The following is a 23,580-nucleotide window of genomic DNA, read 5'->3' as shown; positions in this document are numbered from 1 at the left end:
TCCGCCTGAAAGCAGGATCAGGCGTTCAGATCGACGTCCTTGCCTTCCTTGACCAGCAGGAAGCCCAGCACGACCGTCGCAAGCGCCACGATGATCGGGTACCAGAGGCCGGAGTAGATGTTGCCGGTCGCCGCCACGATCGCGAAGGCCGTCGTCGGCAGGAAGCCACCGAACCAGCCGTTGCCGATGTGATAGGGCAGCGACATGGAGGTGTAGCGGATATTGGTCGGGAACATCTCGACCAGGGCCGCCGCGATCGGCCCGTAGACCATGGTCACGTAGAAGCCGAGGATGAACAGGATCAGCACCACCATCGGCTTGTTGACCAGGGCGCTGTCGGCCTTGGCCGGATAGCCGGCGGCCGTCAGGGCCTCGCCCAGTCCGGCGTCCCAGGTCTTCTTCTGGGCGGCGAAGTCGGCGGTGGTCATGGCGTCGCCCCGGAAGCTGGGGACCACGGCCTGATCGCCGATGCGGACCTCGGCGACCGTCCCGGCGGGGGCCGCGACGTTGGTGTAGGTCACGCCCGCCTTGGCCAGATAGGATTTGGCCACGTCGCAGGAGTGGTTGAACACCGTCTTGCCCACCGGATCGAACTGAAGATTACAGTCGGCCGGGTCGGCATAGACCGTCACCGGCGCCGAGGCGGCGGCGGCGGCCAGGCGCGGGTTGGCGGCCTGGGTCAGGGCGTTGAACAGCGGGAAATAGGTCAGGGCCGCGATCAGGCAGCCGGCCAGGATGATCGGCTTTCTGCCCACCTTGTCCGACAGCCAGCCCCAGAAGATGAAGAAGGGTGAGGCGGCCAGAAGCGCGATGGTCAACAGGACATAGACCAGGGTGGCGTCGACCTTCATGACCCGTTCCAGGAAGAACAGGGCGTAGAACTGGCCCGTGTACCAGATGACGGCCTGGCCGGCGGTGAGGCCGATCAGGGCGATCAGCACGATCTTCAGGTTGGGCCACTTGCCGAAGCTGTCCTTCAGCGGGGTCTTGGAGCCCTTGCCCTCGGCCTTCATCTTCTTGAACGACGGGCTCTCGGCCAGCTTCAGGCGGATCCACAGGGAGACGCCCAGCAGGATGATCGAGACGAGGAACGGGATCCGCCAGCCCCAGGAGGCGAAGGCTTCCTCGCCCACGGCGAGACGGACGCCCAGGATGACGACCAGGCTGAGCACCAGGCCGGCGGTGGCCGTGATCTGGATGAAGGAGGTGTAGAAGCCGCGCTTGCCCTTGGGGGCGTGCTCGGCGACGTAGGTGGCGGCGCCGCCGTATTCGCCGCCCAGGGCCAGGCCCTGGATCAGGCGCATCAGCACCAGGATGATCGGCGCCGCGATGCCGATGACCGCATAGGGCGGCAACAGGCCGACGACGAAGGTCGAAAGGCCCATCAGCAGCATGGTGACGAGGAAGGTGTTCTTGCGCCCCCAAAGGTCGCCCAGCCGCCCGAAGACGATGGCGCCGAACGGCCGCACCGCAAACCCGGCCGCGAAGGCCATCAGGGCGAAGATGTAGCCCGTGGTTTCGTTGACGCCCGAGAAGAACTGGACGGTGATGATCGCCGCCAGCGAGCCGTAAAGATAGAAGTCGTACCACTCGATGACGGTGCCGACCGATGAGGCGAGGATGACCAGGCGATCGCTGCGATCGACGGTGTGTCCCTCTTCCCCAGACGCAATTGGAGCGTCGGTTGCCATGATCCATTTCCTCCCAAGTCGCCGTTATCGGCCGTTCTGCGCATCCCTGCGGATACGTGGACGCCGACATTGACCGAGAGGGAGGCGGCTGGAGAGAGCGACTTTGGTCGAGGATCGCCGGTCGCCAAAGTCGCCGGGTCAGCCGTCGATGGAGATGACCGGTCCCAGTTTCGGCTGGACCTTGCCGCGACGGGCGCTGCGACGCTTCAGCCAGCCGCGGATGCGGGTCTGGATCGGGGTGTCGATGACGAAGTGGAAGGCGAACGCGAAACCAACGGCCGCCGCTACGCCCAGGCCCCACAGGCCCCATTGGGCGGCGACGGGCAGGGAGACGCGAGCCTCCACAGCGTTGACCACGCCGAACCAGACGATGCGGATCACCTCGTTGGAGATGAACATGGAGAAGGAGACCATGGCGGCCGTCTCGACCAGTTTAGAGGGCTTCCTCACCGGCACGGCGCCGGCGGCCAGGATGATGATGGAGATCAGGGTCAGGGCGGCCAGGGCGTGCTTGTCGTGAAGCTCAAGCGCGAAGAAGCCGACGGCGGCCAGAAGGCCGGCCCAGCCGGCCAGACGCGGCGCGATCCAGACCTTCTGGGCGAACCAGGCCAGGCACATGCCCAGAAAGAACAGCGGCAGGGCGCGGATGATGCCGTAGCGCATGGGCATCTGATAGACGGGATAGCCGAGGAAGTGCCAGCAGAGCTGATTGGCGACCAGATAGACGCCGACGCCGACCGCCAGAGCCGACCACGGCCCCAGGCGCATCAGGCCGCGAATGATCCAGGGGAAGGCCAGATAGCAGCCGATCAGGGCCGAGATGGACCAGGTTGGAGCGTTCCAGCCTAGGCCGCCGTGAACGCCATACGATTGCAGCAGCAGCAGTTGGGCGGGCAGTTGGTCCCAGGCGAACCATTCCGGATTGCGAGGCGGGACGCCGGCGGCCGTGGCCAGCAGCACGAACCCGACCAGGGACAGACCCATGATCAGGTGGGCGGGCACGACACGCAGGAAACGCTTGAGGAAGAAGTCGCCAGGCGACATCCGGCCCTTGTCCACCGCCGCGCCATAGACGCGCATCAGCACATAGCCGCTGTCGATCAGGAAGAAGTTGGTCAGCAGGAAGCCGCCGCGCTCGAAGATCGGATTGACCACGTGTGCCAGGGGGGCAGGGCCGGCCGCCTGGAAGTGATGCAGGATGATCAGGAAGGCCACGATGAAACGCAAGGCGTCCAGCCAGCCGCCACGCGCGATCTGAACTGTCTCATTGCGGGTCGAAATTACGGACCAGGGCATCGTCAGCGCCTCCTTTGGTCCCATCGTCGCAAGAGATGCGCCAGTTCGCGCGATGGGGGAAATCCTAGCCTCGCACCAGCCGCAGGAACTCTTCGCGGGTGCGGGGATCGTCGCGGACGACGCCGATCAGGTGGCTGGTCGACAGGCTGGCGCCCGGCGCATTGACGCCGCGCAGGGTCATGCAGCTGTGCTCTGCCTCGATGACGACGCCGACGCCGTGGGGGCGCAGGACGGTCTGGATGGCCTCGGCGATCTCGGAGGTCATCTTCTCCTGGATCTGCAGGCGGCGAGCGAAGCCGCGCACGACGCGGGCCAGTTTGGAGATGCCGACGACGCGGTCGGTCGGCAGATAGGCGACGTGCGCCTTGCCCACGACCGGCAGCATGTGGTGCTCGCAGAAGCTGACGAAGCGGATGTCCTTCAGCACGACCAGCTGGTCGTAGCCCCCCGTCTCCTCGAAGGTCTTCTCCAGATAGGAGAGGGGATCGACCTCATAGCCCTCGAACAGTTCGCGATAGCTGCGGGCGACGCGGGCCGGGGTCTCCAGCAGGCCTTCGCGGTCGGGGTTGTCGCCCGCCCATTCGATCAGGGTGCGGACGGCGGCTTCGGCGTCGGCCTGGGAAACCTTGGGGGTGCGGGCGTCTGTCATGGGGCCTACATAGCGGGGCGATTACGGGAATGGGAGGGCCTGTGCCGACCCTTTACGAAGCGCGGCCGTTTTCAGACCTCGGCCCCGAACCTGGCCCGAAAAACACCGTCTGAATGGTGCACTTCGTCTCAAATTCAGACGACGCCGCGCAAAAACACCGTCTGAATAGTGCACTTCGTCTGAAATCCGAGGCGGGTTCAGGTTCGGCTGAATGGTCAAGTCGGGATGCGGATGGCGAGGTTCAAGCCCTGTCGCGAGACTTTCGGAGCCGCGTCGCGGCCGTGCGAGACGTGCGACAAGCGCCGCTTGTAACCTTCTGCATTTCCGTGCGTTACGGCTCAGCTAAAAGGCAAGAGGACGGCATGACGGACGGCGAGACCAAGCAAGACCAGGCCGCCTTCGGGATCGCCGGACTGGACGACATTCTGGCCGGGGGGCTGGAGCGGGACAGGCTGTTCCTGCTGGAAGGCAATCCGGGCACCGGCAAGACGACCGCCGCCATGAAGTTCCTGATGACCGGGGCGGCGCGGGGCGAAACCACCCTCTACATCACCCTGTCCGAGACGGAAGAAGAGCTGCGGGCCACCGCCCGGTCGCACGGATGGTCGCTGGACGGCATCGACCTGTTCGAACTGGTGCCGCCGGAAAGCCTGCTGGACGAACAGCAGCAGCAGAGCCTGCTCTATTCGTCGGACCTGGAACTGGGCGAGACCAGCCGCATGATCCTGGAGGCGGTCGAGCGGCTTCAGCCCCAGCGGGTGGTGATCGACAGCCTGTCGGAAATCCGGCTGCTGGCCCAGGGGTCGCTGCGCTATCGCCGTCAGGTGCTGGCGCTGAAACACTATTTCGCCAAGCGCGGCGTGACGGTGTTGATGCTGGACGACCTGACGACAGACGCCAACGACAAGACGGTTCACAGCGTCGCGCACGGCGTGATCCAGTTGCAGGAACTTGTGCCCGAATACGGGGCCGAGCGTCGCCGCGTGAGGGTGATGAAATATCGCGGGCGTCGATTCCGCGGCGGTTATCACGACTTCACCATCAAGACCGGCGGGCTGGAAGTCTATCCGCGCATCGTGGCGTCGGAGCACCGCACCCAGTTCAAGCGCGAACCCATGTCCAGCGGCGTGGCGGGGCTGGACGCCCTGTTGGGCGGCGGGGTCGAGCGCGGGTCAAGCGCCCTGATCCTGGGGCCGGCGGGCACGGGCAAGTCGCTGTTCGCGGTCAACTTCGTGACGGCGGCGATCGCACGCGGCGAGAAGGCCGCGATGTTCGTCTTCGACGAGGAACTGGGCCTGCTGTACGCGCGGATGCTTCAGATGGGCATCGATCTGGAGGCGATGCAGGCCCAAGGGTCGCTGATCGTGGAACAGGTGGACGCCGCCGAATTGGCGCCTGGCGAGTTCGCCTCACGGGTTCGAAACTGCGTCGCGAGCCAGAACATCAAGACCGTCGTGATCGACAGCCTCAACGGCTATCAGGCGGCCATGCCGCAGGAGCAGTTCCTGGTGCTGCACATCCACGAACTGCTGCAGTATCTGAACCGTCAGGGCGCCACGACCTATCTGACCGTGGCCCAGCACGGGCTGGTCGGAGACATGAAGGCGCCGGTGGATGTGACCTATCTGGCCGATACCGTGGTGCTGCTGCGCTATTTCGAGGCGGCGGGTCTGGTGCGTCGCGCCATCTCGGTCATCAAGAAGCGCGCCGGCGGTCACGAGAAGACCATCCGCGAGTTCGACATCGGGGCCGACGGCCTGACGCTGGGCGAGCCGCTGTACGGCTTCCAGGGCGTGCTGCGTGGCGTGCCCAATTTCGTAGCCCAGGACGGCGAAGGCCTGATGGGCGATCGCTCCGCATGAGCCGGGGCGGGGAGCTTTCCGAACGCGCCCTGGTCCTTGCGCCCGTCGGGCGCGACGCCGTCGTCGCCGCCCAGATCCTGAATGAAGCGGGGACGGTGGCGCAGGTCTGCGACACGCTGGACGATCTTCTGGCGCGCATGATCGAGGGCGCGGCCCTGGCGGTGGTGGTCGAGGAGATGCTGATCAACGGGGACCTCAACGCCCTGTCGACCTGGATCGAGGGGCAGCCGTCCTGGTCCGATTTTCCCTTCCTGGTGCTGAACCGGCGCGGCGGCAGCGTGGAGCGCAACCCGGCGGCCCGACGCCTGTCGGTCACACTGGGCAATGTCAGTTTTCTGGAACGGCCGTTTCATCCGACGACCCTGGTCAGCGCGGTCGATACGGCGTTGCGGGGGCGCCGTCGGCAGTATGAGGCGCGCGAACGGATCGCCGAAATCCAGCGCGCGGAGGCGATGCTGGAACGCCGGGTCGCAGACCGCACCGCCCAACTGCAAGACGCCAACCGCGAACTTGCCGCCCAGATCGTGGAACGCGAGAAGGTCGAGACGGCCCTGCGTCAGGCCCAGCGTCTGGAGGCGGTGGGCCAGCTAACCAGCGGTGTGGCGCACGACTTCAACAACCTGCTGACCGTCGTGCTGGGCAATGTCGATCAGTTGAGGAAGAACGAGAGCGATCCCAAGGTCCTGCGTCGGCTGGACATGATGCGCGAGGCTTCGCAGCGCGGGGCGCGGCTGACGGCGCAGATGCTGGCCTTCTCGCGTCGTCAGAAGCTGGAGCCGCGGGCGGTCGATCTGAACGAGACGGTGCGCAGCATGGGCGACATGCTGCAAAGCGCCATCGGCGGCAGCGTGCAGATCCAGCCGCCGCAACTGGCCCCTGACCTATGGCCGGCCATGATCGACCCGACGCAGATCGAACTGGTCATTCTGAACCTGGCCATCAATGCGCGCGACGCCATGGAGGTCGGCGGGTCGCTGACCATCCGCACCGAGAACGCCGCGACCGCCGCCCAGACCGGCGTCCTGGGCCAACCGGAAGAGCTTCCGGCCGGCGACTATGTGGTGGTGTCGGTCAGCGACACCGGATCGGGCATGAGCGAAGACGTGCTGTCGCGCGCGTTCGAGCCCTTCTTCACCACCAAGGAGGTGGGCAAGGGCTCGGGCTTGGGGTTGAGCCAGGTGTTCGGCCTGGCCAAACAGTCGGGCGGCGGGGTCAGTATCGACACCGAGGTCGGCACGGGCACGACGATCCGCATCTTCTTGCCCCGCGCGGAGGCCCAGCCGATGCAGGAGCGGGAGGCGAGCGGGGAACTGATGACGGCCCACGACGCGGGTCTGGTCGTCCTGGTGGTCGATGACGACGAGGCGGTGAGGAACGTGACCGCCGGCTACCTCAGCGACCTGGGCTATGACGTGATCGAGGCCGACAGTGGCGGGGCGGCGCTGGAGAGCCTGGACCATCACGACCGGATCGACGCCATGGTGCTGGACTTCGCCATGCCGGGGATGAACGGCGGCGAGCTGGCGCGCGAACTGAAGGCGCGTCGTCCGTCGGCGCCGATCCTGTTCGCCACGGGATATGCCGACGCGGAAGCCCTGATCGACGTTGGCGAGGACTTGATCGTGCGCAAGCCGTTCACCCAGGCCGAACTGGCGCGCAAGCTGTCGCGCACTCTAGCGGCCTGATCCGCATCGAATCCGCGTTTGGTTAGCGGCCTGTTAACCATCCTGTCGGCATTTTCTGCCCAGTAGTTTGGGAGCGGTGTCGATGAACGGCGCGGAAGTTCTGGATGTCGGGCGCGACGCCATCTGGCTGACGATACAGCTGTGCCTGCCGGTGCTGCTGGTCGGGCTGGTGGTCGGCGTGGTGATCGGCCTGTTTCAGGCCCTGACGCAGATCCAGGAACAGACCCTGATCTATGCGCCCAAGATCATCGCCATCTTCGTCAGCCTGATCCTGTTCCTGCCGCTGATGGGCGCCCTGTTGGGCGGCTTCATGCGCCAGATCGCGGCCCGCATCGCGGGGATGTAGTGGAGGCGTATGCGACCGCCGATCAGGTCTGGGCCGGGGGACTGATCTTCGCCCGGATCGCGGCGATCCTGATGCTGATTCCTGGTTTCGGCGAGGCCTATGTGCCGCCGCGGGTGCGGCTGTCGCTGGCCCTGGTCATCAGTCTGGCGCTGTGGCCCGTGGTGCGCGGATCGCTGCCTGGTCTGCCCGACAGCGTGGGGCTGATGGTCGGATGGATCATCCGCGAGGTGGTCGTCGGCCTGATGATCGGCCTGTTGCTGCGGATGTTCATGACGGCCCTGTCGACGGCGGGCGAGATCGTGTCGTTGCAGACGACCCTGAGCTTTTCGCAGACCGCCAACCCGTTGCAGGCCATGCCGGGCACGACCATCGCCGCCTTTCTGACCCTGCTGGGGGTGACGCTGCTGTTCGCCACCGACACCCATCACCTGTTCATCGCCGGCATGGTGGGATCCTATCGCCTGATCTCGCCGGCCCAGCCGCTGGTGATGGCGGACTTCACCCAGATGGCGGTGCGGACGCTGGGCGACAGCTTCATGCTGGGGATCCAGCTGTCGGCGCCGGTTCTGGTGTTCGCCCTGATCTTCAACCTGGCGTCCGGCCTGGTGGCGCGGGTCATGCCGTCGTTCCAGGTCTATTTCGCCGCCGCACCGTTGAGCGTCATCCTGGGCCTGTCGATCTTCGCGCTGAGCCTGGGGGCGCTGGGCACCATCTTCATCGACCGCTACCGCCGTCTGGCGGAGTATTTCGTGTACTTTGGCGGCGCCGGGGGCCCCAGTGGCTGAAGGCGCGGATCCCGAGTCGAAAACCGAAGAGGCGACCCCGCGAAAGCTTGAGGACGCCCGAAAGAAGGGCGATTCCGCCAAGTCGCCCGACGTCGCCCAGGTCCTGTCGCTGGCGGGGGCGGCGGCGGTGATCCTGATGGGCGGCGGCTGGTTCGCCTCGTCCATCGCCGAACAGATGCTGCCCTTCATCGCCGCCCCGCACGAGATGCTGGGCACGCTGAACTCGGGCGCCGGCAACCAGATCATGGTGCGCACGGTCTGGGCCATCGCGCCCTTCCTGGGGGCGGTCATGCTGGCCACCATCCTGGGCGGGGTCGGGGGCAATCTGGCGCAGTCGGGCCTGATCTTCACGGCCGAGAAGCTGAAGCCGAAATGGTCGGCGGTCAGTCCGTTGCAGGGGTTCAAGCGGATCTTCGGACCCGACGGCCTGATGCAGTTCGTCAAGACCTTCCTGAAGCTGATCGCCGTCTGCGTGGTCTGCTGGATGGTGCTGAAGCCGCACCTGCGCGAGTTCGAGAATATGGTCTCGATGAGCCCGCTGGCGATCCTGCCGCTGGCGCGCGACATGGCCGTGTCGCTGTTCTTCGCCTCGATTCTGTTGCTGGGGGCGACGGCCGGGGCCGACTTCGTCTGGCAGAAGATGCGTTTCGCCAAGCGGATGCGGATGACCAAGGAAGAGCTGAAGGAAGACTACAAACAGTCCGAGGGCGACCCGCACATCAAGGCCAAGCTGAAACAGATCCGCATGCAGCGCGGTCGCCAGCGGATGATGGCCAATGTGCCCACGGCCACCGTCATCGTGACCAACCCGACCCACTATGCGGTCGCGCTGCGCTATGAGCCGGATCAGGGCGACGGGGCGCCGATCTGCGTGGCCAAGGGCGTCGATGCACTGGCGCTGCGCATCCGCGAAGTGGCGACCGAGCACGGTGTGCCGATCGTGGAGAACGTGCCGCTGGCGCGCGCGCTCTACGCCACGGTCGAGGTGGACGAGATCATTCCGCGCGAACATTTCGACGCCGCCGCCAAGATCATCGGCTTCGTCTTCCAGTCCAGAAAGCGTCGGTAAGAGTGCGTCAGGATTTGAGCGTATGATCTGGCCACTGATTCGCGAGGCTGCATGACGTCCACCCGACGCCCTTCGTTCGATCTTCTGTCGGCCGTGATGGCGTTCGGCGTGGTGGCGGCCATCGCCGCCCTGGCCTATCCGGCGTTTCGCGACAATCCGACCTCGGCGCCGGGGCTGGTGCTGATCCTGACGGTAGGGATGATCGCGCTGATCGGCCTGTTCGGTTTCCGCCGGGCCGCCAACGCCAAGCCGAGCATCGACGCCGCCATCGAGGTGCTGGAGGCCATGGCCGAGCCGGCCGCCCTGGTGTGGGATTCAGGACAAATCCTGGCCTTCAACGCCGCCTGGGCCGAGGCCAACGGCGCGACAGGCGCCCTGCCGCGAGGCAAGTCGGCCCAGGCCCTGTACATGGCCTTCGCCCAGGCGCGCAAAGGCGAGCCGGGCCGCGCCATCGTCATGATCGGCACGCGCGAGATCGAGGTCGTGATCGGCCAAGTTGGCGACAGCAGGACGGGGGAAGGCCGGTTCCTGATGCGCGCGGCGCCAGATGCCGTCCTGCCTATCGCCTCCGCGCCCGTCCATGCACCCGCCGCCGCGACCGGCGAGGCCCGCGCCATGGCGGCTGGGGCGCCGTTCGGCTCGGCCGTCATCGGCGGCGATGACCTGTTCTCGGGCCGGGCGGAGGAGGCCAATCCCGCCCTGGCCGTTCTGACGGGTCCGGGCGCGGCGCGCGATGCGGCATTCGGCGATCTGTTCGATCCGGGCGGCGTCGCCGAGGCGCGGTTGAAGCTGGAGGATGGGTCGTCGGGGCCGATCGAGCTGATCGCGCGGGCCTATCCCGACAAGATGCTGCATCTTTATGTGGCGCCTGAAGGCGACAAGCGACGCATCTGGCTGTTCGACGTGTCGGGCCAGAAGTCGATGGAGCTGCAGCTCAACCAGGCCCAGAAGATGCAGGCCGTGGGCCAGCTGGCCGGGGGCGTGGCGCACGACTTCAACAACCTGCTGACCGCGATACAGCTTCAGCTATCGGGCCTGCTGGAACGGCATCCGGTGGGCGATCCCTCGTACGAGGGGCTGAACGAGATCCGCCAGACGGCCATTCGGGCGGCGGATTTGGTTCGCAAGCTGCTGGCCTTCTCGCGCAAATCGACCGTTCGCCGCGAGCGGCTGGACCTGGGCGAACTGGTCGGCGAGTTCGCCATCCTGCTGCGCCGTCTGCTGCGCGAGGACGTGCGGCTGGAGACAGACTACGGCCGCGACCTGCCGGTGGTGCTGGCCGACAAGTCACAGCTGGAGACGGCGGTGATGAACTTAGCCGTCAACGCCCGCGACGCCATGCGCGGCGTGGTCGAACCGGGCGCCGGCGTGGTCACCATCGCCACGCGCCGCCTGACGGGCGACGAGGCGCGCGCCCTGGGCTGGGTCGATGCGCCGACGGACGAGGTGGCCCTGATCGAGGTGTCGGACACCGGCCCCGGCGTGCCGCCCGAACTGGTGGACAAGATTTTCGAGCCCTTCTTCACCACCAAGGCGGTGAACGAGGGGACGGGCATGGGCCTGGCCACCGTATACGGCATCGCCCAGCAGGCGGGCGGCCATATCACCGTCAGCAACATCGAGGGAGCTGGCGCGGCCTTCCGCATCTTCCTGCCGGCGGCAGGCGAGGCGGAGCTGGCCGAGGTGCTGCCGGTCGAGGTCAAGGTCAAGACGCCGCGCGACCTGTCGGGCGCCGGACGCATCCTGTTCGTCGAGGACGAGGACGCCGTGCGCGGCATCGCCGCCCGCCTGCTGCGCCAGCGCGGCTATGAGGTGATCGAGGCCGCCGACGGCGAGGAAGCCCTGTTGCTGGCCGAGGAACACGCGGGCCAGATCGACATGATGATCTCGGACGTCATCATGCCGGGTCTCGATGGGCCGTCGCTGCTGAAGAAGGCGCGGCAGTATCTGGGCGATGCGCCGGTGATGTTCATTTCGGGCTATGCCGAAAGCGACTTCTCGGACCTGTTGCAGGACGAGGTCGGGGTGTCCTTCCTGCCCAAGCCGCTGGACATCAAGACCCTGGCGGAGCGGGTGAAGCAGGAACTACACGCGGGCTGAGTGCGCCGCGTCGGTTCGCCGGGATCAGGCGGCGCGGCGAAGCGCCGAGGGCGCCTTTACATACAGGCCCCGACGGCCGTTGACGGCGCGGAAGGCGACGGTTTCGCCCTCCAGCTTTTCGTCCGCGCCCAGGAACAGGCAGCCGTCGTCGACCAGGCGGCGTTCCAGCCCGTCCAGCAGGCGGGCGCGACGCGTCGGCTCCATGTCGGACAGGACATTGCGGCAGAAGATGACGTCGAACCGCGCGTCGTCCGTCGGTTCGTCCAGCAGGTTGGCGCGGCCGAAGCGCACGGCGTCGGCCAGCTCGGCCTTGACGATCCACTGGTCGTCCATCGGTTCGAACCAACGCAGCATGGTTTTGGCCGTCAGGCCGCGCTGGATCTCGAAGCCGGTATAGAGGCCCGAGCGCGCCTTCTCGATGGCGCGTTGCGACAGGTCGGTGGCGACCAGATCGACGTCGACCCCGACCTCCATCGCGGTCATGGCGATGGACCAGGCTTCCTGGCCGGTCGAGCAGCCGGCCGACCAGACCTTGATCCGCCCATCGGGCCGCGCCTTGGATAGGGCCGGCAGCAGTTCGCTTTCCAGGATGCGGAAGGGGGTGCGGTCGCGACGGAACCAGGTCTCGGCGTTCAGCAGGGCCTCGATCACCGACCAGGCCAGTGAGGCGACCGGATTGGCCCACAGGTTCGACAGCAGGGCCTCGACATTGGCGTAGCCCTCGCGCCGCGCGATCGGGCCCAGCCGGTGTTCGGCCAGGTGGATGCGATCCCGCGACAGCCGGTAGCCGGCGCGGGTGGCGAGAAGGGACTGCAGCTTGTCGAAGTCCTCTGGGGTCATGCGGCGATCGCTCCGACCTCCGTCAGCTTGGACTGCAGGATCTCGCCATCGAAAGGCTTCATGACATAGTCGTCGGCGCCGGCGGCCAGGGCCTCGGCGATCCGCTCGGGGCGGGTCTCGATCGTGCAGAACAGCACCTTGGGTCGTTTGCCGCCCGGCATGGCGCGCAGGCGACGCAGGAAGGTGATGCCGTCCATCACGGGCATGTTCCAGTCCACCAGCAGCACGTCGGGCATGGCGCCGGTGCAATAGGCCAGGGCCTCGGAGCCGTCCGCGGCCTCGTCAACCTCATAGCCCAGGCCCTCGACGATGCGGCGCGCAACCTTGCGGATGATGCGGCTGTCGTCGACGATCAGGCAGGTTCGGAAGTCCAAGATCGATCCCTCAAAGACACGGCGGCTTTCGCCCGAGGCGCATGGACCCTTTTTATCTCAGACGCCAGTTAATGAGTCGTTGGGAATTGGAAATCAGGCGGGCACTCGGGCGATCAGGGAGACCTTGCCGTCTTCAACCTTGACGCGTAACGCCCCGCCGGCCTCTTTGACGGTTAGCCACAGCCAGTAGGGCTGGATCCACTGTCCAGCCAGACCCTCGGTCAGGCGTTCGCCGGCTAGGCCGACCACGGCTTCGGGCTTCAGCCGGGCGCGGGCGCCCTCGGCGAACCCTTCCAGATAGAGCAGGCCGTCCTCGGTGCGGGACTGGATCACGGCGACGCCGCCCATGGGCAGGGCGCCGACCGTCAGATAGGCCAGGTTCGTCAGGGCGCGGGCCTGGGGCTTTGAAAACTCGCCGTCGGCGATGCGCCAGTCCAGCGAGGCGCGGCCGCCCTGGACCATGTTCGACACCAGGCCTTCGATCTCGCGGGCCGTGAACCGTTCGCTGGTGGTGGCGGCGCCGAAGGCGACGCGGGCGAAATGCACCAGGGCGACCATCTTGCGCGCGCTCTGTTCGATCAGGGCCAGGGCGTCGTCGCGCATGTCCTGAGCGGTCGGATCCTGCATCAGGTCCAGGCCGGAAACGATGGCGCCAGACGGACTGATGAAGTCATGGCACAGCTTGGCCGCGATGTAGGTGGCCAGCTCCGTCCCATCGACGGGAAGGTCCAGCGGAGCGGCGTCTGCGTCGTGGGTCGGGGTCATAGGTCTGGCGCGCTCAGGTCACAGTTCGTGTCGCGCGCGAAGTTGGAGTGATTTGCCGGTTCATGGAACCGCCCGGATAGTCTATCGACCCGCCAATGACGACCTCCTCCACAACTGTTCTGGCGCGCGATCTGAAGTCCGGCGCGCTTTCCCTGGCCATTGCCGAGATCGCGGAGGAGGCCGCGCGGCTGATCCTGCCCTATTGGCGCGCGGGCACGGCGGTCGAGACCAAGTCCGACGACAGCCCGGTGACCCAGGCCGATCGCGCGGCCGAGGCCCTGATCCTGGAACGGCTGGCGGCCCTGTATCCCGGCGTCCAGACGGTGGCGGAAGAGGCGGTTTCGGCGAACGGCGCGCCCGCCAGCGCCGAGGACTGGTTCTGGCTGATCGATCCGCTGGACGGCACGCGCGGCTTCGTGCGCGGCGGCGAGGCCTTCACGGTCAATATCGCCCTGATCCATGGCCAGCATCCGGTCGCGGGCGTGGTGACGGCGCCGGCGACGGCGACGACCTGGCGCACCGACAAGCCCGAGGGCGGCGCGTTCCGACGTCAGTTCGGCGCTCTTCAGGCCGGCGAAGCCCATGCGGGCGAGGACTGGCGCCCGATCCGGGTGCGCGACCGTCCTCAAGAAGGCATGGCCTTGCTGAGCCACAGCATCACCGACGAGGAGGCGACGCGCCTGGCCGCTCGTCACGGCTGCTCGCGCTGGCAGGGGACGGATTCGTCGCTGAAGTTCTGCCTGATCGCCGAGGGGCGGTTTGACGCCTATCCACGCACCGGCCCGACCTCGGAATGGGACACCGCAGCGGGTCAGGCCGTGCTGGAAGCCGCCGGCGGCCGCGTGCTGGCCGACGACGGTCAGCGTCTGGCCTATGGCAAGTCGAAGTTCCTGAACGGCGCCTTCGTCGCCATGGGCGGCTGAGGCCTCAGACGTTCAGCAGGGCCTCGGCACGGTCGGCCAGGGCCTCGACGCCCAGTTCGCGGGCGGTCATGGCGGCCTCGGCCAGGATCAGGCCGAGATCGGCCGGGGCCGTTCCGCCCAGACGATGGCGGGCCCGCATGATCTCGGCCATGCCGATCTGATCGGCGGCCCAATCCAGCGGCGTGGCCTCCGACATCCGCGCCCGCAGGCGGGTCTCCAGCGTCATCAGGGCCGTCATGTCCTTGACCGCTTCGGCCAGGGCGACCTCTCGCGTGATGCGGCGTTCGCGCACCAGGGAGCCGATGATCAGTTCGCCGCCCTGGGTCAGGCTCTCGGCCTGGGTCAGCAGCATCAGAGGTTGGGCGTCGTCGCCGGCGCGCAGCACCTGAATCGCGGCCCAGTCCAGCGGGCTGTGGTCGGGCGTGAACTGATCGGCGGCGGCGTCGAACATGATCCGGCCCTGGGCGCGAGCCTCTTCATGACCGGCGATGGCGGCCAGCGCCGACAGGCCGGCGCCGCACAGGGCCAAGGCACGGGCGCGGGTCAGGGGGCGGTGGTCTGGCGAGGCGGTCTCGACCAGGGCGCCCAGGTCGTGACCGGCCTGATCCAGCAAACGCACGTCGCGCTGGACCACGCCCATCTCCAGCGACAGGGCCGCGCGGTCCATTCGCAGGTCCATGTCGTGCGTGTCGTCGCTGCGCACCGCTGCGTCCATCAGAACGGCGGCGTCGGACAGGCTGGCCACATCGCCGCTCAGCCGCGCGGTGCGGACCTTGAGCCGGGCGTGAAGGGCGGTCATGGCCGCCGCGATACGTCGGCTGCGCGGGCGACCGACAGCCGCCAGAGTGGCCAGCGCCCGGTCCAGCCGCGCGGGATCGCCGCACAGGTCGAAACGCAGCATCAACACCGCCGCCTTGTCCATCGCGGCCAGGGCGACCTGATCCTCGCCTGCGGCCGTGCGCGCCAGGCTGTCGGCGCAGCGTTCGGCGCGGTCCAGACTGTCGGACGCCCCGCCGCGTCGGGCATGTTCGCGCCACAGGGCCGCCGCGCGGTGTTCGGTTTCGAAGGGGCGGGCGCAGGACACGCGCCCTGAATCGATCGTTTCGCGTCGCGCCTCGGCCTGCAACAAGTCGACGCCGATCAGTTCGACCCAGCCCAGGTCTTCACTCTCACGCGCCTGAGCGAAGAGTTTTCGAAGATCGCGGCCGAATTCGAACATGCGCTGAACCTCAGTTATCCCGCTTCGGGACGCAGACTGCGTCTCTCGGGGCGTCCAATGCAAACGCAGCGCCGCGAAAGCGGTTCGACTTGGCCTTATGCGGACAATCTAGTCGAGCTTGGGCGTCTTCTGCTGACAGCGTTGCAGGGCGGCCCTGGCCTCGGGCGCATCGCCGTTCAGCATCCGCACGGCCGCGATGCGCGCGCGCGTCTGATCGGCCTCGGCGGCCGGCGCCGCCTTGCCCGCCGCCGTCGCCGCCTGCATCGCCGCCAACGACCAATAGAGGGCCGCATCATACAGCCGCCGCCCTTGGACGCTTTCGCCGCCTTCCAGCTCCGACGCCGCCTGGGTCAGGCCCGCACAGCGCACCGCCTCGTCATACGAGACCAGCCCCACGGACGGGGCGGCCTGCAGCATGACCACAGCGCTGGAGAGGGCGAGAAGCAACGACATCCCGCGACCATGGCTCAGCCGCGTGACCAAAGGAAGTCGTTTGGCGCAGAGCAGGCTCAGCCGCGTTCCTTGGTCTTGGTGAAGGCGATCTTGGGGAAGCGTTCGCCGACGTAGCCGGTTTCCCAACTGGATTTGGCCAGGAAGACCGGGGCCTGGTCGATGTCGCGGGCCATCTGGGGGCGGTATTTGCCGCTGAAATCCTCGATGTCGGCGTCGGTTCCCGCCGAGGCTGGAGTGACCCAGCGGGCCTCGGCGTAGGGGCTGGGCTCGAAGATGACGTCCAGGCCGTATTCCTCGCCCAGGCGGTCGGCCATGACCTCGAACTGAAGCTGGCCCACGGCGCCAACGATGAAGTCCGAGCCGATCTCGGGACGGAACAACTGGGTCACGCCTTCTTCGGCCAGGCCTTCCAACGCCTTCTTCAGGTGTTTGGCCTTCAGCGGATCCTTGACCCGCACCCGTTGCAGAATTTCGGGCGCGAAGTTCGGCAGCCCGGCGAACCGCACCACGCCGCTTTCCGACAGGCTGTCGCCCACACGCAGCACGCCGTGGTTGGGAATGCCGATCACGTCGCCGGCGAAGGCGTCGTCGGCCAGTTCCCGGTCGCTGGCGAAGAACATGATGGGCGCGTTCACCGACAGCGACTTGCCCGTGTTCTGGACCTTCAGCTTCATGCCGCGCTTGAAGGCGCCCGAGGCCATGCGGAACATGGCGATGCGGTCGCGGTGGTTGGGGTCCATATTGGCCTGGACCTTGAAGACGAAGCCGGTGACCTCGTTGGCGCCCGGCTCGACCACGGTCTCGACCGGGGCGGGGGCGTTGCGGGTCTCGGGCGGAGATTCCTTTTTGGCCTTCATCGTCTTGGGCGCCGGGGCCCAGTCGCCGATGGCCTTCAGCAGTTCGTCGATGCCGAAGTGGCGCAGGGCCGAACCCCACAGCACGGGCGTCATGTGGCCCTCCAGGAAGGCCTGACGGTCGAAGGCCGGATAGCCGCCCTCGACCAGTTCGACGGCCTCGGCGAGAGTGTTCTGCTCGCCCGCCTCGAAATACTGCGCCGCCTGGTCCAGCGGCAGGGCGGCGGGGTGATCCGGGTCTTCGGCCGAGCCGGCGATCTTGCGGGTATAGGGCTGGAACCGGCCGGTGCCGACCTCGACCATGCCGCGCAGGCGATTGCCGCTCTCGGCCGGCCACCAGATCGGGGCGGGGTCCAGCTGAAGGCGCGACGCGATGTCGTCCAGCAGGGTCATCGGGTCCTGGGCCTCACGGTCCAGCTTGTTGATGAAGGTGATGATCGGAATGTCGCGCAGGCGGCAGACCTCGAACAGTTTCAGCGTCTGCGGCTCGATGCCCTTGGCGGCGTCGAGCACCATGATGGCGCAGTCGGCGGCGGTCAGGGTGCGATAGGTGTCTTCGGAAAAGTCCTCGTGCCCGGGCGTATCGAGCAGGTTGAACATCTTGCCGTCGTGCTCGAACGTCATGACCGAGGCGCTGACGGAAATCCCGCGCTCCTTCTCGATCTTCATCCAGTCCGAACGTGTCCGTCGGTTCTCGCCGCGCGCCCGCACGGCGCCCGCCGCGCGGATGGCGCCGCCCGCCAGCAGGATATGCTCGGTCAGGGTCGTCTTGCCCGCATCCGGGTGGGCGATGATGGCGAAGGTGCGACGGCGCGCCGCTTCTTCAGGCAGGGTCAAGGAGGACATGGCGCGCGACTACCCCGCCGCGCGCCGAAAGTCACTCGCTGGCGGGCGCCGGGGCGGATTCGGGCGGGGTTTCCGGCTCGGCTTCCGGCTCGCTGATTTGTGGCGCGTCGGCGTCTTCCGTGATCTGGGGCAGATCCTGACCCGCTTCGATAGCGGCGATCAGTCGATTGGCGTAGGTCGAGGCGCTGCCCCCGTGCGGATTGTTGGCCAGGGGCCTCAGCACCGCAACCGCCTCTTCCTTGTCGCCGGTCTGCACCAGCGCGTCGGCATAGGGGAATCGCACCGCCGCCAGTTGCGGGGCGCGGTCCAGCGCCAGCCCCATGGTGAGGAGATCGTTCTCGTTGGGATAGCCCGGCTGGGTCCGACGAAGCTCGGACAGCAACATCAGGGTGCGATAATCATTCTGACCGGCGGCATAGGCGCGGGCCAGATAGTCGCGGGCTTGAACCCGCAGCGCCTGGGCTTGAGCGTCGTCGTCAGCCTCGCGCGCCTGCCGCAGTCGCTCCTGAGCCAGAAATTGCAGGGCCTCGATATGGTTGGGCTCGATTTCCAGCAGCCGCTGTAGGGCACGTTCGCCAGCGGGCTTGTCGGCGAAATGAAGGCCGGCATGGCCGGCAGCGAGAAGCGCAAGCGGATCGTCGCCGTGTCGGGCCGCCAGTCGGGCGACTTCCTGGCCCAGGGCCTCGCGATCTTCGTCCGGCACGCCGATCTTGAGCCGCTGGTTGACGAGCAGCAAATCGTCGGCGGCGGGAGATAGGCGCGTGATGACGATCTCGGATGTTGGGAACTGGCCGCTGATGATTCTGCTGACCAATCGACCTCGCGTATAACGCCGAAGCGCCGCCTGAAGATCGCGCAAATTCATGCCCGTGGCGGCCTGCATCGCCGGAACCGAGTCCTCACCGCGTGCAACGCGCCCCAGGTAATCCTCAAGCTGTTCAAGGCGTGCCGGGTCGCTGACGAACCAATGGGTCAGCAGCCAGGCGATCGGATAGTAGGTCGCCTGCTGGCTGTCGGATCGGACTTCACCTGGCCGCTTGGTCAAGAGGACGTCCAGCGGGATCCAGCTTTCCGACAGGATCCAGTAGGCGCGGTTCTGATTGTATTTGCCCAGAACCACCTTGCGGTCGCGAACGTCGATGTCGGCGGTCATATAGTATTCGGCGAAGCCCTCGACGAACCAGGCCGGATAGGAGCCGGGGAAATTGCCCAGCATGAAATGGTGGGCGTATTCATGCATCAGGATGTCGTCACCCGAGACTCCGCCGGAGCCGTCGCTCCGGACCGCGACCGCGAAGATGTCCTCTTCGGTCGGGAAATAGGTGCCCATCGTATTGGCGCCGCTTTGAGGATGCACCCGAGTCAGACCTCGGCGATTGCCGACGAGATAGATCGGCATCTTGCGCGGCGGTTCGGTGGTGATTGCAGTTCCGGTTCGGAACTGCATGACCCGGTCGAAGATCTCCAGCTTCTGGACATAGTCTCTCAACGCGCGCTGACCGCCGTCGCTGTAGACGATGAAGCGCTCGCTTTCGGCCCGTAGCCAGTCGGCGCGCGCCGGCTGTGGCGTGGTCGCCAGCATGAACGCCACCACCGCTGCAGCGGCGCAGGTCAAAAGCCTCGAAGTCATAGATCGCCCCTGAACATCCCTTGGGCGCGAAGGTGCAACTTCGGCGCGCCGTCGTCCAGCGCGCAGGCGCAGGAAAATAACCCCTCGCCATCAGGGGATATTGGAGTCATGCTCCGGTCTGGAGGAGACGATCAGGCCGTCAGAGTCCGACGCTCCCCTCCCGGATCGATCCGGGATCATAGGGAAAGGACAAAGACGATGGCTGTCATCCATCCTCAAGACCGTATCGCCCATACGCATCGCGAGCATGCGCCCCTTCATCCGGCCTTGGGGCTGGTGGTCGGGTTCGGCTTTATCGTGGTCGTGGCGACGCTGGTCCACGTGGTGTTCAATGCAGTCTTCTGACTGCGTTTTCGGGCCGCGATCAGGCGGCCAAGCGGTTCCAGACGGCGCGGTCGGCCGAGACCGCGTCGAGGCGACGGCCCTTGGCCTGAAGCTGATGCATGACCTGCTGCGGCAGGGCGCAGAAGCGCGGCTCGACCAAATCGGGGTTGCAGGCGGCGGCAGGGGCGGCGAACAGGGCGGCGTTCACATCCGGGCTGCGCTGGGCGATCAGCCAGGCCAGGCGGCGTGCACGTTCGGGATCGTTGCGGTGCAGCAGCGGATCCTCGGCGAACAGTTCGCAGCCCAGTTCGAGCACATAGTCGAACTCCAGCTTCTCGAACCGGCGCGCGTCGGCGGGCGTGGCCGGGCAGGCCTCGTCCAGGTCGAACACGACGTCGTTCAGAAGAAACAGCATGGGCGATACGCTCGACTGGCCGGACGCGAGTTCGTCCGTAAGCTCACAATAGGCGCCGCCGCTTGCGGTCCCGTTCACGGACGCGGTTAAGAGTTTCTGACCACGGTCGGTGTGCGTCGCCCTCCTCATTTGACGAAAAGCGACCGCGATGACGCGACGTGACCCTTGCGGAGCGACGCGGGCTCGGCTTACCTGATCACGCATTGTTACAGGTCCGGCGTCGCGCCGGGGAGAGGCCGTCATGACGACCCATGAAGATCGCGCCGGGCTGAAGGTCGCGGGCGAGCTGATCACCCTGATCGAGCAGGATGTGCTGCCGGGGCTAGGCCTGGATGCGGCGACCTTCTGGGCCGGGGCGGCGACGATCTTCGAACGGTTCGCGCCGGAAAACCGGGCCTTGCTGGAGCGGCGCGACGCCTTGCAGGCCCAGATCGACGACTGGCATCTGGCGCGGCGGGGCCAGCCCTACGACGTGGGGGCGTCGGAGGGCTTCCTGAGAGAGATCGGCTATCTGGTCGATGAGCCGGCCGCGTTTTCCATCGGCACCGAAGGCGTGAACGCCGAGATCGCGCAGATGGCCGGGCCGCAGCTGGTGGTGCCGGTGCTGAACGCGCGTTTCCTGTTGAACGCCGCCAATGCGCGGTGGGGCAGCCTGTATGACGCCCTGTATGGCACGGACGCCTTGGGCGACCTGCCGGCCGGCGGCGGCTATGACGCGGCGCGCGGGGCGCGGGTGGTGGCGCGGGCCAAGGCCTTCCTGGACGAGGCGGCGCCGCTGGCCGAGGGCTCGCATGCGGATGTGGGCGGATGGTCGGTTGTGGACGGCGCCCTGTCGCCGGCGCTGAAGGATGCTGGACAGTTCGTCGGCTTTACGGGCGAGGCGGGGGCGCCGGCGTCGATCCTGTTGGCCCACAATGGTCTGCACATCGAACTGGTCATGGACCGCAGCCATCCGGTCGGACGGGGCGATGCGGCGGGTCTGGCGGACGTGGTGCTGGAATCGGCCCTGACGACCATCGTCGATCTGGAGGATTCCGTCGCCGCCGTCGATGCGGCGGACAAGGCCGAGGCCTATCGCAACTGGCTGGGCCTGATGCGAGGCGATCTGTCGGCGACATTCAAAAAGGGGGGCGAGACCCTGACCCGCGCGCTGGAGCCGGATCGCCAATGGACGGCGGCGGACGGATCGTCGGTGATCCTGAAGGGGCGCAGCCTGCTGTTCGTGCGCAACGTCGGACACCTGATGACCACGCCGGCCATTCGCCTGGCCGACGGGTCGGATGCGCCCGAGGGGATCATGGATGCGATCATGACCAGCCTGATCGCCCTCTATGACATCAAGGGGCTGGGTGGGTTCGGCAACAGCGCGACGGGATCGGTCTATATCGTCAAACCCAAGATGCATGGGCCGGACGAAGCCGCCTTCACCGACCGGCTGTTCGACGCGGTGGAGGATCTGCTGGCCCTGCCGCGCCATGCGATCAAGGTCGGGGTGATGGACGAGGAGCGGCGGACATCGGCCAATCTGGCGGCCTGCATTCATGCGGTGAAGGACCGGATCGTCTTCATCAACACCGGCTTCCTGGACCGCACCGGCGACGAGATCCACACGGCCATGCAGGCCGGACCGGTGGTGCGAAAGGCGGACATCAAGTCCAGCGCCTGGATCACGGCCTATGAGGCGCGCAACGTCGCCATCGGCCTGAAATGCGGCCTGTCCGGCAAGGCACAGATCGGCAAGGGCATGTGGGCGGCGCCGGACCGCATGGCCGACATGCTGGAGCAGAAGATCGCCCACCCCAGGACGGGCGCCAACACCGCCTGGACCCCGTCCCCGACGGCGGCGACCCTGCACGTGCTGCACTATCACGCCGTCGATGTGTTCGCGGTGCAGAAGGAAGTGGCGGTTGAGCCGACGCCGGGGCTGGAGGCCCTGCTGACCCCGCCGCTGGCCCCCGATCTGGCTAATGGCGTCAACTGGTCCGAGGACGAGGTGGCGGCCGAACTGGACAACAACGCCCAGGGCATACTGGGCTATGTGGTGCGCTGGATCGATCAGGGTGTCGGGTGTTCGAAAGTGCCGGACATCCATGATATTGGCCTGATGGAAGACCGGGCGACGCTGAGGATCAGTTCGCAGCATATCGCCAACTGGCTGCTGCACGGGGTCTGCACGGCCGACCAGGTGGATGCCGCCTTCCTGCGCATGGCGGCCAAGGTCGATGGCCAGAATGCGGGCGATCCGCTGTATCGGCCGATGGCGGCGAACCCGGAGGCCAGCCTGGCCTATCAGGCGGCGCGCGCTCTGGTTTTCGAGGGGGTGGAACAGCCGAACGGCTATACCGAGCCGCTGCTGCATGCCTGGCGGTTGAGGGCGAAGGCGGCTCAGTCCGCCTGACGCGGCGTGGAAGGGGCGGGCGTCTCCACCTCGTCGTCGGCCATGACGTCGTCGGCGGCGTCGTTGGCGGTCTGGGCGGTGCGTTGGGGGCTGGTCGGTCGGGGCGGGGCGCCCACACCATAGCCGAGCCGTTTCAGGGCCTCGTCGCCCTCCAGGCCGAAGGCGGTGCGCAGGCGAAGGTCGGTCTGGGGCACCGGCACCTCGACGCCCGCCGCCTCCAGCGCGTCGGCGATCAGCCAGGTATAGGCCGCGTGCATGGCGGCGGGGCGTTTGACCGCCTCGCGCGTCGGCCAGACCAGCAGTTCGAACGACAGCCCCTTGTCGCCGAACGCCACCAGCCAGACCTGGCTCTTGCGGGCCTCGGTCTCGGGCAGGGTGAAGGGGCTGGCGCGGGCGGCGGCCAGGACGGCGTCGCGCACCCGACCCTTGTCCGAGCCATAGGCGACCGAGAAGGGCACATGGATGCGGCGGGTGTCGCCCTTCAGCGTCCAGTTGGTCACCGGCTGTTCGATGAAGCGTGAGTTGGGCACCAGCACATTGACGTTGTCGTTGGTGCGCACGCGGGTGGCCCGCGGGCCGATCTCCATGATGGCGCCGCGAATGCCGATGTCCTCGATCTCGATATAGTCGCCGACCGACACCATCCGGTCGAAGATCAGGAACAGGCCGGAGACGAACTCCTTGACCACGCCCTGAAGCCCCAGACCCACGCCGATGCCCAGGGCGCCCGCGAACACCGTCAGGGACGACAGGTTCAGGCCCGCCGCTGACAGGGCCGACATTACGGCGATGACGATGATGGCGTAACCCGCCAGCCGCTCCAGCAGATAGACGGCCTGGCGGCTGCGATCCGCCCGTTCGCGCAGTCGGCGCAGGGACCGTGTCACCAGCCAGTGCGCCGCGAAGGCGACCAGCAGGATCACCCCGGCGCTGGTCAGGCCGCCGATCGTCAGATTGGCCCCGGCGATCCGCACGACCTGCGACTGTTCGATGGCCGCGAGGTCCAATTGTTTGATCGGATTGGTCATTGGCTCCAGAGCGCTTGGCGAACGGTCA

21 protein-coding genes are annotated in these 23,580 nt (G+C 67.0%); 9 read left to right on the top strand and 12 right to left on the bottom strand.

Going from position 1 to position 23,580, the window contains the following annotated elements; genetic code table 11:
* Positions 1-17 precede the first annotated feature (17 nt).
* The 3 genes from CHRYSEO8AT_RS04400 to folE all read right to left on the bottom strand — a co-directional run bounded on the left by CHRYSEO8AT_RS04400 (position 18) and on the right by folE (position 3,636).
* Positions 18-1,691, bottom strand: a complete 1,674-nt coding sequence (locus CHRYSEO8AT_RS04400) for an MFS transporter (protein ID WP_159846775.1) — start codon at positions 1,689-1,691, stop codon at positions 18-20.
* 138 nt (positions 1,692-1,829) lie between these two features.
* A complete protein-coding gene (locus tag CHRYSEO8AT_RS04395; protein ID WP_159846772.1) occupies positions 1,830-2,987 on the bottom strand; it encodes an acyltransferase in 1,158 nt (385 codons plus the stop codon).
* Between the two features lie 64 nt (positions 2,988-3,051).
* The gene (gene folE / locus CHRYSEO8AT_RS04390) at positions 3,052-3,636 is read right to left on the bottom strand and encodes a GTP cyclohydrolase I FolE (RefSeq protein WP_159846769.1); all 585 of its coding nucleotides are present in this window, start codon (positions 3,634-3,636) and stop codon (positions 3,052-3,054) included.
* 362 nt (positions 3,637-3,998) lie between these two features.
* Between folE and CHRYSEO8AT_RS04385 the strand changes: the two genes are divergently transcribed.
* The 6 genes from CHRYSEO8AT_RS04385 (at position 3,999) to cckA (ending at position 11,483) form a co-directional block, all read left to right on the top strand.
* A complete protein-coding gene (locus CHRYSEO8AT_RS04385) occupies positions 3,999-5,498 on the top strand; it encodes an ATPase domain-containing protein (protein ID WP_159846766.1) in 1,500 nt (499 codons plus the stop codon).
* The gene (locus CHRYSEO8AT_RS04380; RefSeq protein ID WP_201304356.1) at positions 5,495-7,183 is read left to right on the top strand and encodes a response regulator; all 1,689 of its coding nucleotides are present in this window, start codon (positions 5,495-5,497) and stop codon (positions 7,181-7,183) included. Before CHRYSEO8AT_RS04385 ends, CHRYSEO8AT_RS04380 begins: the two co-directional genes overlap by 4 nt.
* An 82-nt stretch (positions 7,184-7,265) precedes the next feature.
* Complete coding sequence (gene fliQ, locus CHRYSEO8AT_RS04375; protein ID WP_017505641.1) at positions 7,266-7,529, top strand: flagellar biosynthesis protein FliQ; 264 nt, start codon at positions 7,266-7,268, stop codon at positions 7,527-7,529.
* Positions 7,529-8,314, top strand: coding sequence for a flagellar biosynthetic protein FliR (gene fliR / locus CHRYSEO8AT_RS04370; protein WP_159846763.1), 786 nt, complete (start codon positions 7,529-7,531; stop codon positions 8,312-8,314). Before fliQ ends, fliR begins: the two co-directional genes overlap by 1 nt.
* Complete coding sequence (gene flhB, locus CHRYSEO8AT_RS04365) at positions 8,307-9,383, top strand: flagellar biosynthesis protein FlhB (protein WP_159846760.1); 1,077 nt, start codon at positions 8,307-8,309, stop codon at positions 9,381-9,383. Before fliR ends, flhB begins: the two co-directional genes overlap by 8 nt.
* 51 nt (positions 9,384-9,434) lie before the next feature.
* Complete coding sequence (gene cckA / locus CHRYSEO8AT_RS04360) at positions 9,435-11,483, top strand: cell cycle histidine kinase CckA (RefSeq protein WP_159846757.1); 2,049 nt, start codon at positions 9,435-9,437, stop codon at positions 11,481-11,483.
* A gap of 24 nt (positions 11,484-11,507) precedes the next feature.
* Here cckA and CHRYSEO8AT_RS04355 read toward each other — a convergent pair whose 3' ends face one another.
* The 3 genes from CHRYSEO8AT_RS04355 to chpT form a co-directional block, all read right to left on the bottom strand.
* Complete coding sequence (locus tag CHRYSEO8AT_RS04355; protein ID WP_159846754.1) at positions 11,508-12,323, bottom strand: protein-glutamate O-methyltransferase CheR; 816 nt, start codon at positions 12,321-12,323, stop codon at positions 11,508-11,510.
* Positions 12,320-12,697: a response regulator gene (locus CHRYSEO8AT_RS04350; protein WP_159846751.1), complete on the bottom strand. Its 378-nt coding sequence runs from the start codon at positions 12,695-12,697 to the stop codon at positions 12,320-12,322. The genes CHRYSEO8AT_RS04355 and CHRYSEO8AT_RS04350 overlap by 4 nt, the downstream gene beginning before the upstream one ends.
* A gap of 93 nt (positions 12,698-12,790) precedes the next feature.
* Positions 12,791-13,462 (bottom strand): histidine phosphotransferase ChpT, encoded by a 672-nt coding sequence (gene chpT / locus CHRYSEO8AT_RS04345; protein WP_159846747.1) that lies wholly within the window; start codon positions 13,460-13,462, stop codon positions 12,791-12,793.
* A gap of 95 nt (positions 13,463-13,557) precedes the next feature.
* Here chpT and cysQ point away from each other — a divergent pair, with 95 nt between their 5' ends.
* Positions 13,558-14,385 (top strand): 3'(2'),5'-bisphosphate nucleotidase CysQ, encoded by an 828-nt coding sequence (gene cysQ, locus CHRYSEO8AT_RS04340; RefSeq protein WP_159846744.1) that lies wholly within the window; start codon positions 13,558-13,560, stop codon positions 14,383-14,385.
* A gap of 4 nt (positions 14,386-14,389) precedes the next feature.
* Here cysQ and CHRYSEO8AT_RS04335 read toward each other — a convergent pair whose 3' ends face one another.
* The 4 genes from CHRYSEO8AT_RS04335 to CHRYSEO8AT_RS04320 all read right to left on the bottom strand — a co-directional run bounded on the left by CHRYSEO8AT_RS04335 (position 14,390) and on the right by CHRYSEO8AT_RS04320 (position 19,387).
* Positions 14,390-15,604, bottom strand: coding sequence for a hypothetical protein (locus CHRYSEO8AT_RS04335; RefSeq protein WP_159846741.1), 1,215 nt, complete (start codon positions 15,602-15,604; stop codon positions 14,390-14,392).
* Between the two features lie 108 nt (positions 15,605-15,712).
* Positions 15,713-16,051, bottom strand: coding sequence for a hypothetical protein (locus CHRYSEO8AT_RS04330; protein WP_201304486.1), 339 nt, complete (start codon positions 16,049-16,051; stop codon positions 15,713-15,715).
* Positions 16,052-16,113: 62 nt separating this feature from the next.
* Positions 16,114-17,757, bottom strand: a complete 1,644-nt coding sequence (locus CHRYSEO8AT_RS04325; RefSeq protein ID WP_159846736.1) for a peptide chain release factor 3 — start codon at positions 17,755-17,757, stop codon at positions 16,114-16,116.
* Between the two features lie 31 nt (positions 17,758-17,788).
* Positions 17,789-19,387 carry a hypothetical protein gene (locus CHRYSEO8AT_RS04320; protein WP_201304355.1) on the bottom strand — a complete coding sequence of 533 codons (1,599 nt, stop codon included), beginning with the start codon at positions 19,385-19,387 and terminating at the stop codon, positions 17,789-17,791.
* Between the two features lie 198 nt (positions 19,388-19,585).
* Here CHRYSEO8AT_RS04320 and CHRYSEO8AT_RS04315 point away from each other — a divergent pair, with 198 nt between their 5' ends.
* On the top strand, positions 19,586-19,732 hold the full coding sequence (locus tag CHRYSEO8AT_RS04315; RefSeq protein ID WP_201304354.1) for a hypothetical protein: 147 nt from the start codon (positions 19,586-19,588) through the stop codon (positions 19,730-19,732).
* 19 nt (positions 19,733-19,751) lie between these two features.
* Here CHRYSEO8AT_RS04315 and CHRYSEO8AT_RS04310 read toward each other — a convergent pair whose 3' ends face one another.
* Positions 19,752-20,126, bottom strand: a complete 375-nt coding sequence (locus CHRYSEO8AT_RS04310; protein ID WP_159846733.1) for a hypothetical protein — start codon at positions 20,124-20,126, stop codon at positions 19,752-19,754.
* A gap of 241 nt (positions 20,127-20,367) precedes the next feature.
* Here CHRYSEO8AT_RS04310 and CHRYSEO8AT_RS04305 point away from each other — a divergent pair, with 241 nt between their 5' ends.
* Positions 20,368-22,524 (top strand): malate synthase G, encoded by a 2,157-nt coding sequence (locus tag CHRYSEO8AT_RS04305; protein WP_159846730.1) that lies wholly within the window; start codon positions 20,368-20,370, stop codon positions 22,522-22,524.
* Here the strand turns inward: CHRYSEO8AT_RS04305 and CHRYSEO8AT_RS04300 are convergent.
* Positions 22,512-23,552 carry a mechanosensitive ion channel family protein gene (locus tag CHRYSEO8AT_RS04300; RefSeq protein WP_159846727.1) on the bottom strand — a complete coding sequence of 347 codons (1,041 nt, stop codon included), beginning with the start codon at positions 23,550-23,552 and terminating at the stop codon, positions 22,512-22,514. The two genes, CHRYSEO8AT_RS04305 and CHRYSEO8AT_RS04300, sit on opposite strands and share 13 nt — an antisense overlap.
* Positions 23,553-23,580: the final 28 nt, after the last annotated feature.

Source organism: Brevundimonas sp. G8 (assembly GCF_902506205.1).
Classification (GTDB): Bacteria; Pseudomonadota; Alphaproteobacteria; order Caulobacterales; family Caulobacteraceae; genus Brevundimonas.
Note: the sequence above shows the minus strand (reverse complement) of the source record. Positions and strands in the feature narration are given on the sequence as shown.

Coding starts and splice junctions, on each gene's coding strand:
- CHRYSEO8AT_RS04400 (WP_159846775.1), bottom strand. CDS start 1,691: ATGGCAACCGACGCTCCAATTGCGTCTGGGGAAGAGGGACACACCGTC.
- CHRYSEO8AT_RS04395 (WP_159846772.1), bottom strand. CDS start 2,987: ATGCCCTGGTCCGTAATTTCGACCCGCAATGAGACAGTTCAGATCGCG.
- folE (WP_159846769.1), bottom strand. CDS start 3,636: ATGACAGACGCCCGCACCCCCAAGGTTTCCCAGGCCGACGCCGAAGCC.
- CHRYSEO8AT_RS04385 (WP_159846766.1), top strand. CDS start 3,999: ATGACGGACGGCGAGACCAAGCAAGACCAGGCCGCCTTCGGGATCGCC.
- CHRYSEO8AT_RS04380 (WP_201304356.1), top strand. CDS start 5,495: ATGAGCCGGGGCGGGGAGCTTTCCGAACGCGCCCTGGTCCTTGCGCCC.
- fliQ (WP_017505641.1), top strand. CDS start 7,266: ATGAACGGCGCGGAAGTTCTGGATGTCGGGCGCGACGCCATCTGGCTG.
- cckA (WP_159846757.1), top strand. CDS start 9,435: ATGACGTCCACCCGACGCCCTTCGTTCGATCTTCTGTCGGCCGTGATG.
- CHRYSEO8AT_RS04355 (WP_159846754.1), bottom strand. CDS start 12,323: ATGACCCCAGAGGACTTCGACAAGCTGCAGTCCCTTCTCGCCACCCGC.
- chpT (WP_159846747.1), bottom strand. CDS start 13,462: ATGACCCCGACCCACGACGCAGACGCCGCTCCGCTGGACCTTCCCGTC.
- cysQ (WP_159846744.1), top strand. CDS start 13,558: ATGACGACCTCCTCCACAACTGTTCTGGCGCGCGATCTGAAGTCCGGC.
- CHRYSEO8AT_RS04335 (WP_159846741.1), bottom strand. CDS start 15,604: ATGTTCGAATTCGGCCGCGATCTTCGAAAACTCTTCGCTCAGGCGCGT.
- CHRYSEO8AT_RS04325 (WP_159846736.1), bottom strand. CDS start 17,757: ATGTCCTCCTTGACCCTGCCTGAAGAAGCGGCGCGCCGTCGCACCTTC.
- CHRYSEO8AT_RS04320 (WP_201304355.1), bottom strand. CDS start 19,387: ATGACTTCGAGGCTTTTGACCTGCGCCGCTGCAGCGGTGGTGGCGTTC.
- CHRYSEO8AT_RS04315 (WP_201304354.1), top strand. CDS start 19,586: ATGGCTGTCATCCATCCTCAAGACCGTATCGCCCATACGCATCGCGAG.
- CHRYSEO8AT_RS04310 (WP_159846733.1), bottom strand. CDS start 20,126: ATGCTGTTTCTTCTGAACGACGTCGTGTTCGACCTGGACGAGGCCTGC.
- CHRYSEO8AT_RS04305 (WP_159846730.1), top strand. CDS start 20,368: ATGACGACCCATGAAGATCGCGCCGGGCTGAAGGTCGCGGGCGAGCTG.
- CHRYSEO8AT_RS04300 (WP_159846727.1), bottom strand. CDS start 23,552: ATGACCAATCCGATCAAACAATTGGACCTCGCGGCCATCGAACAGTCG.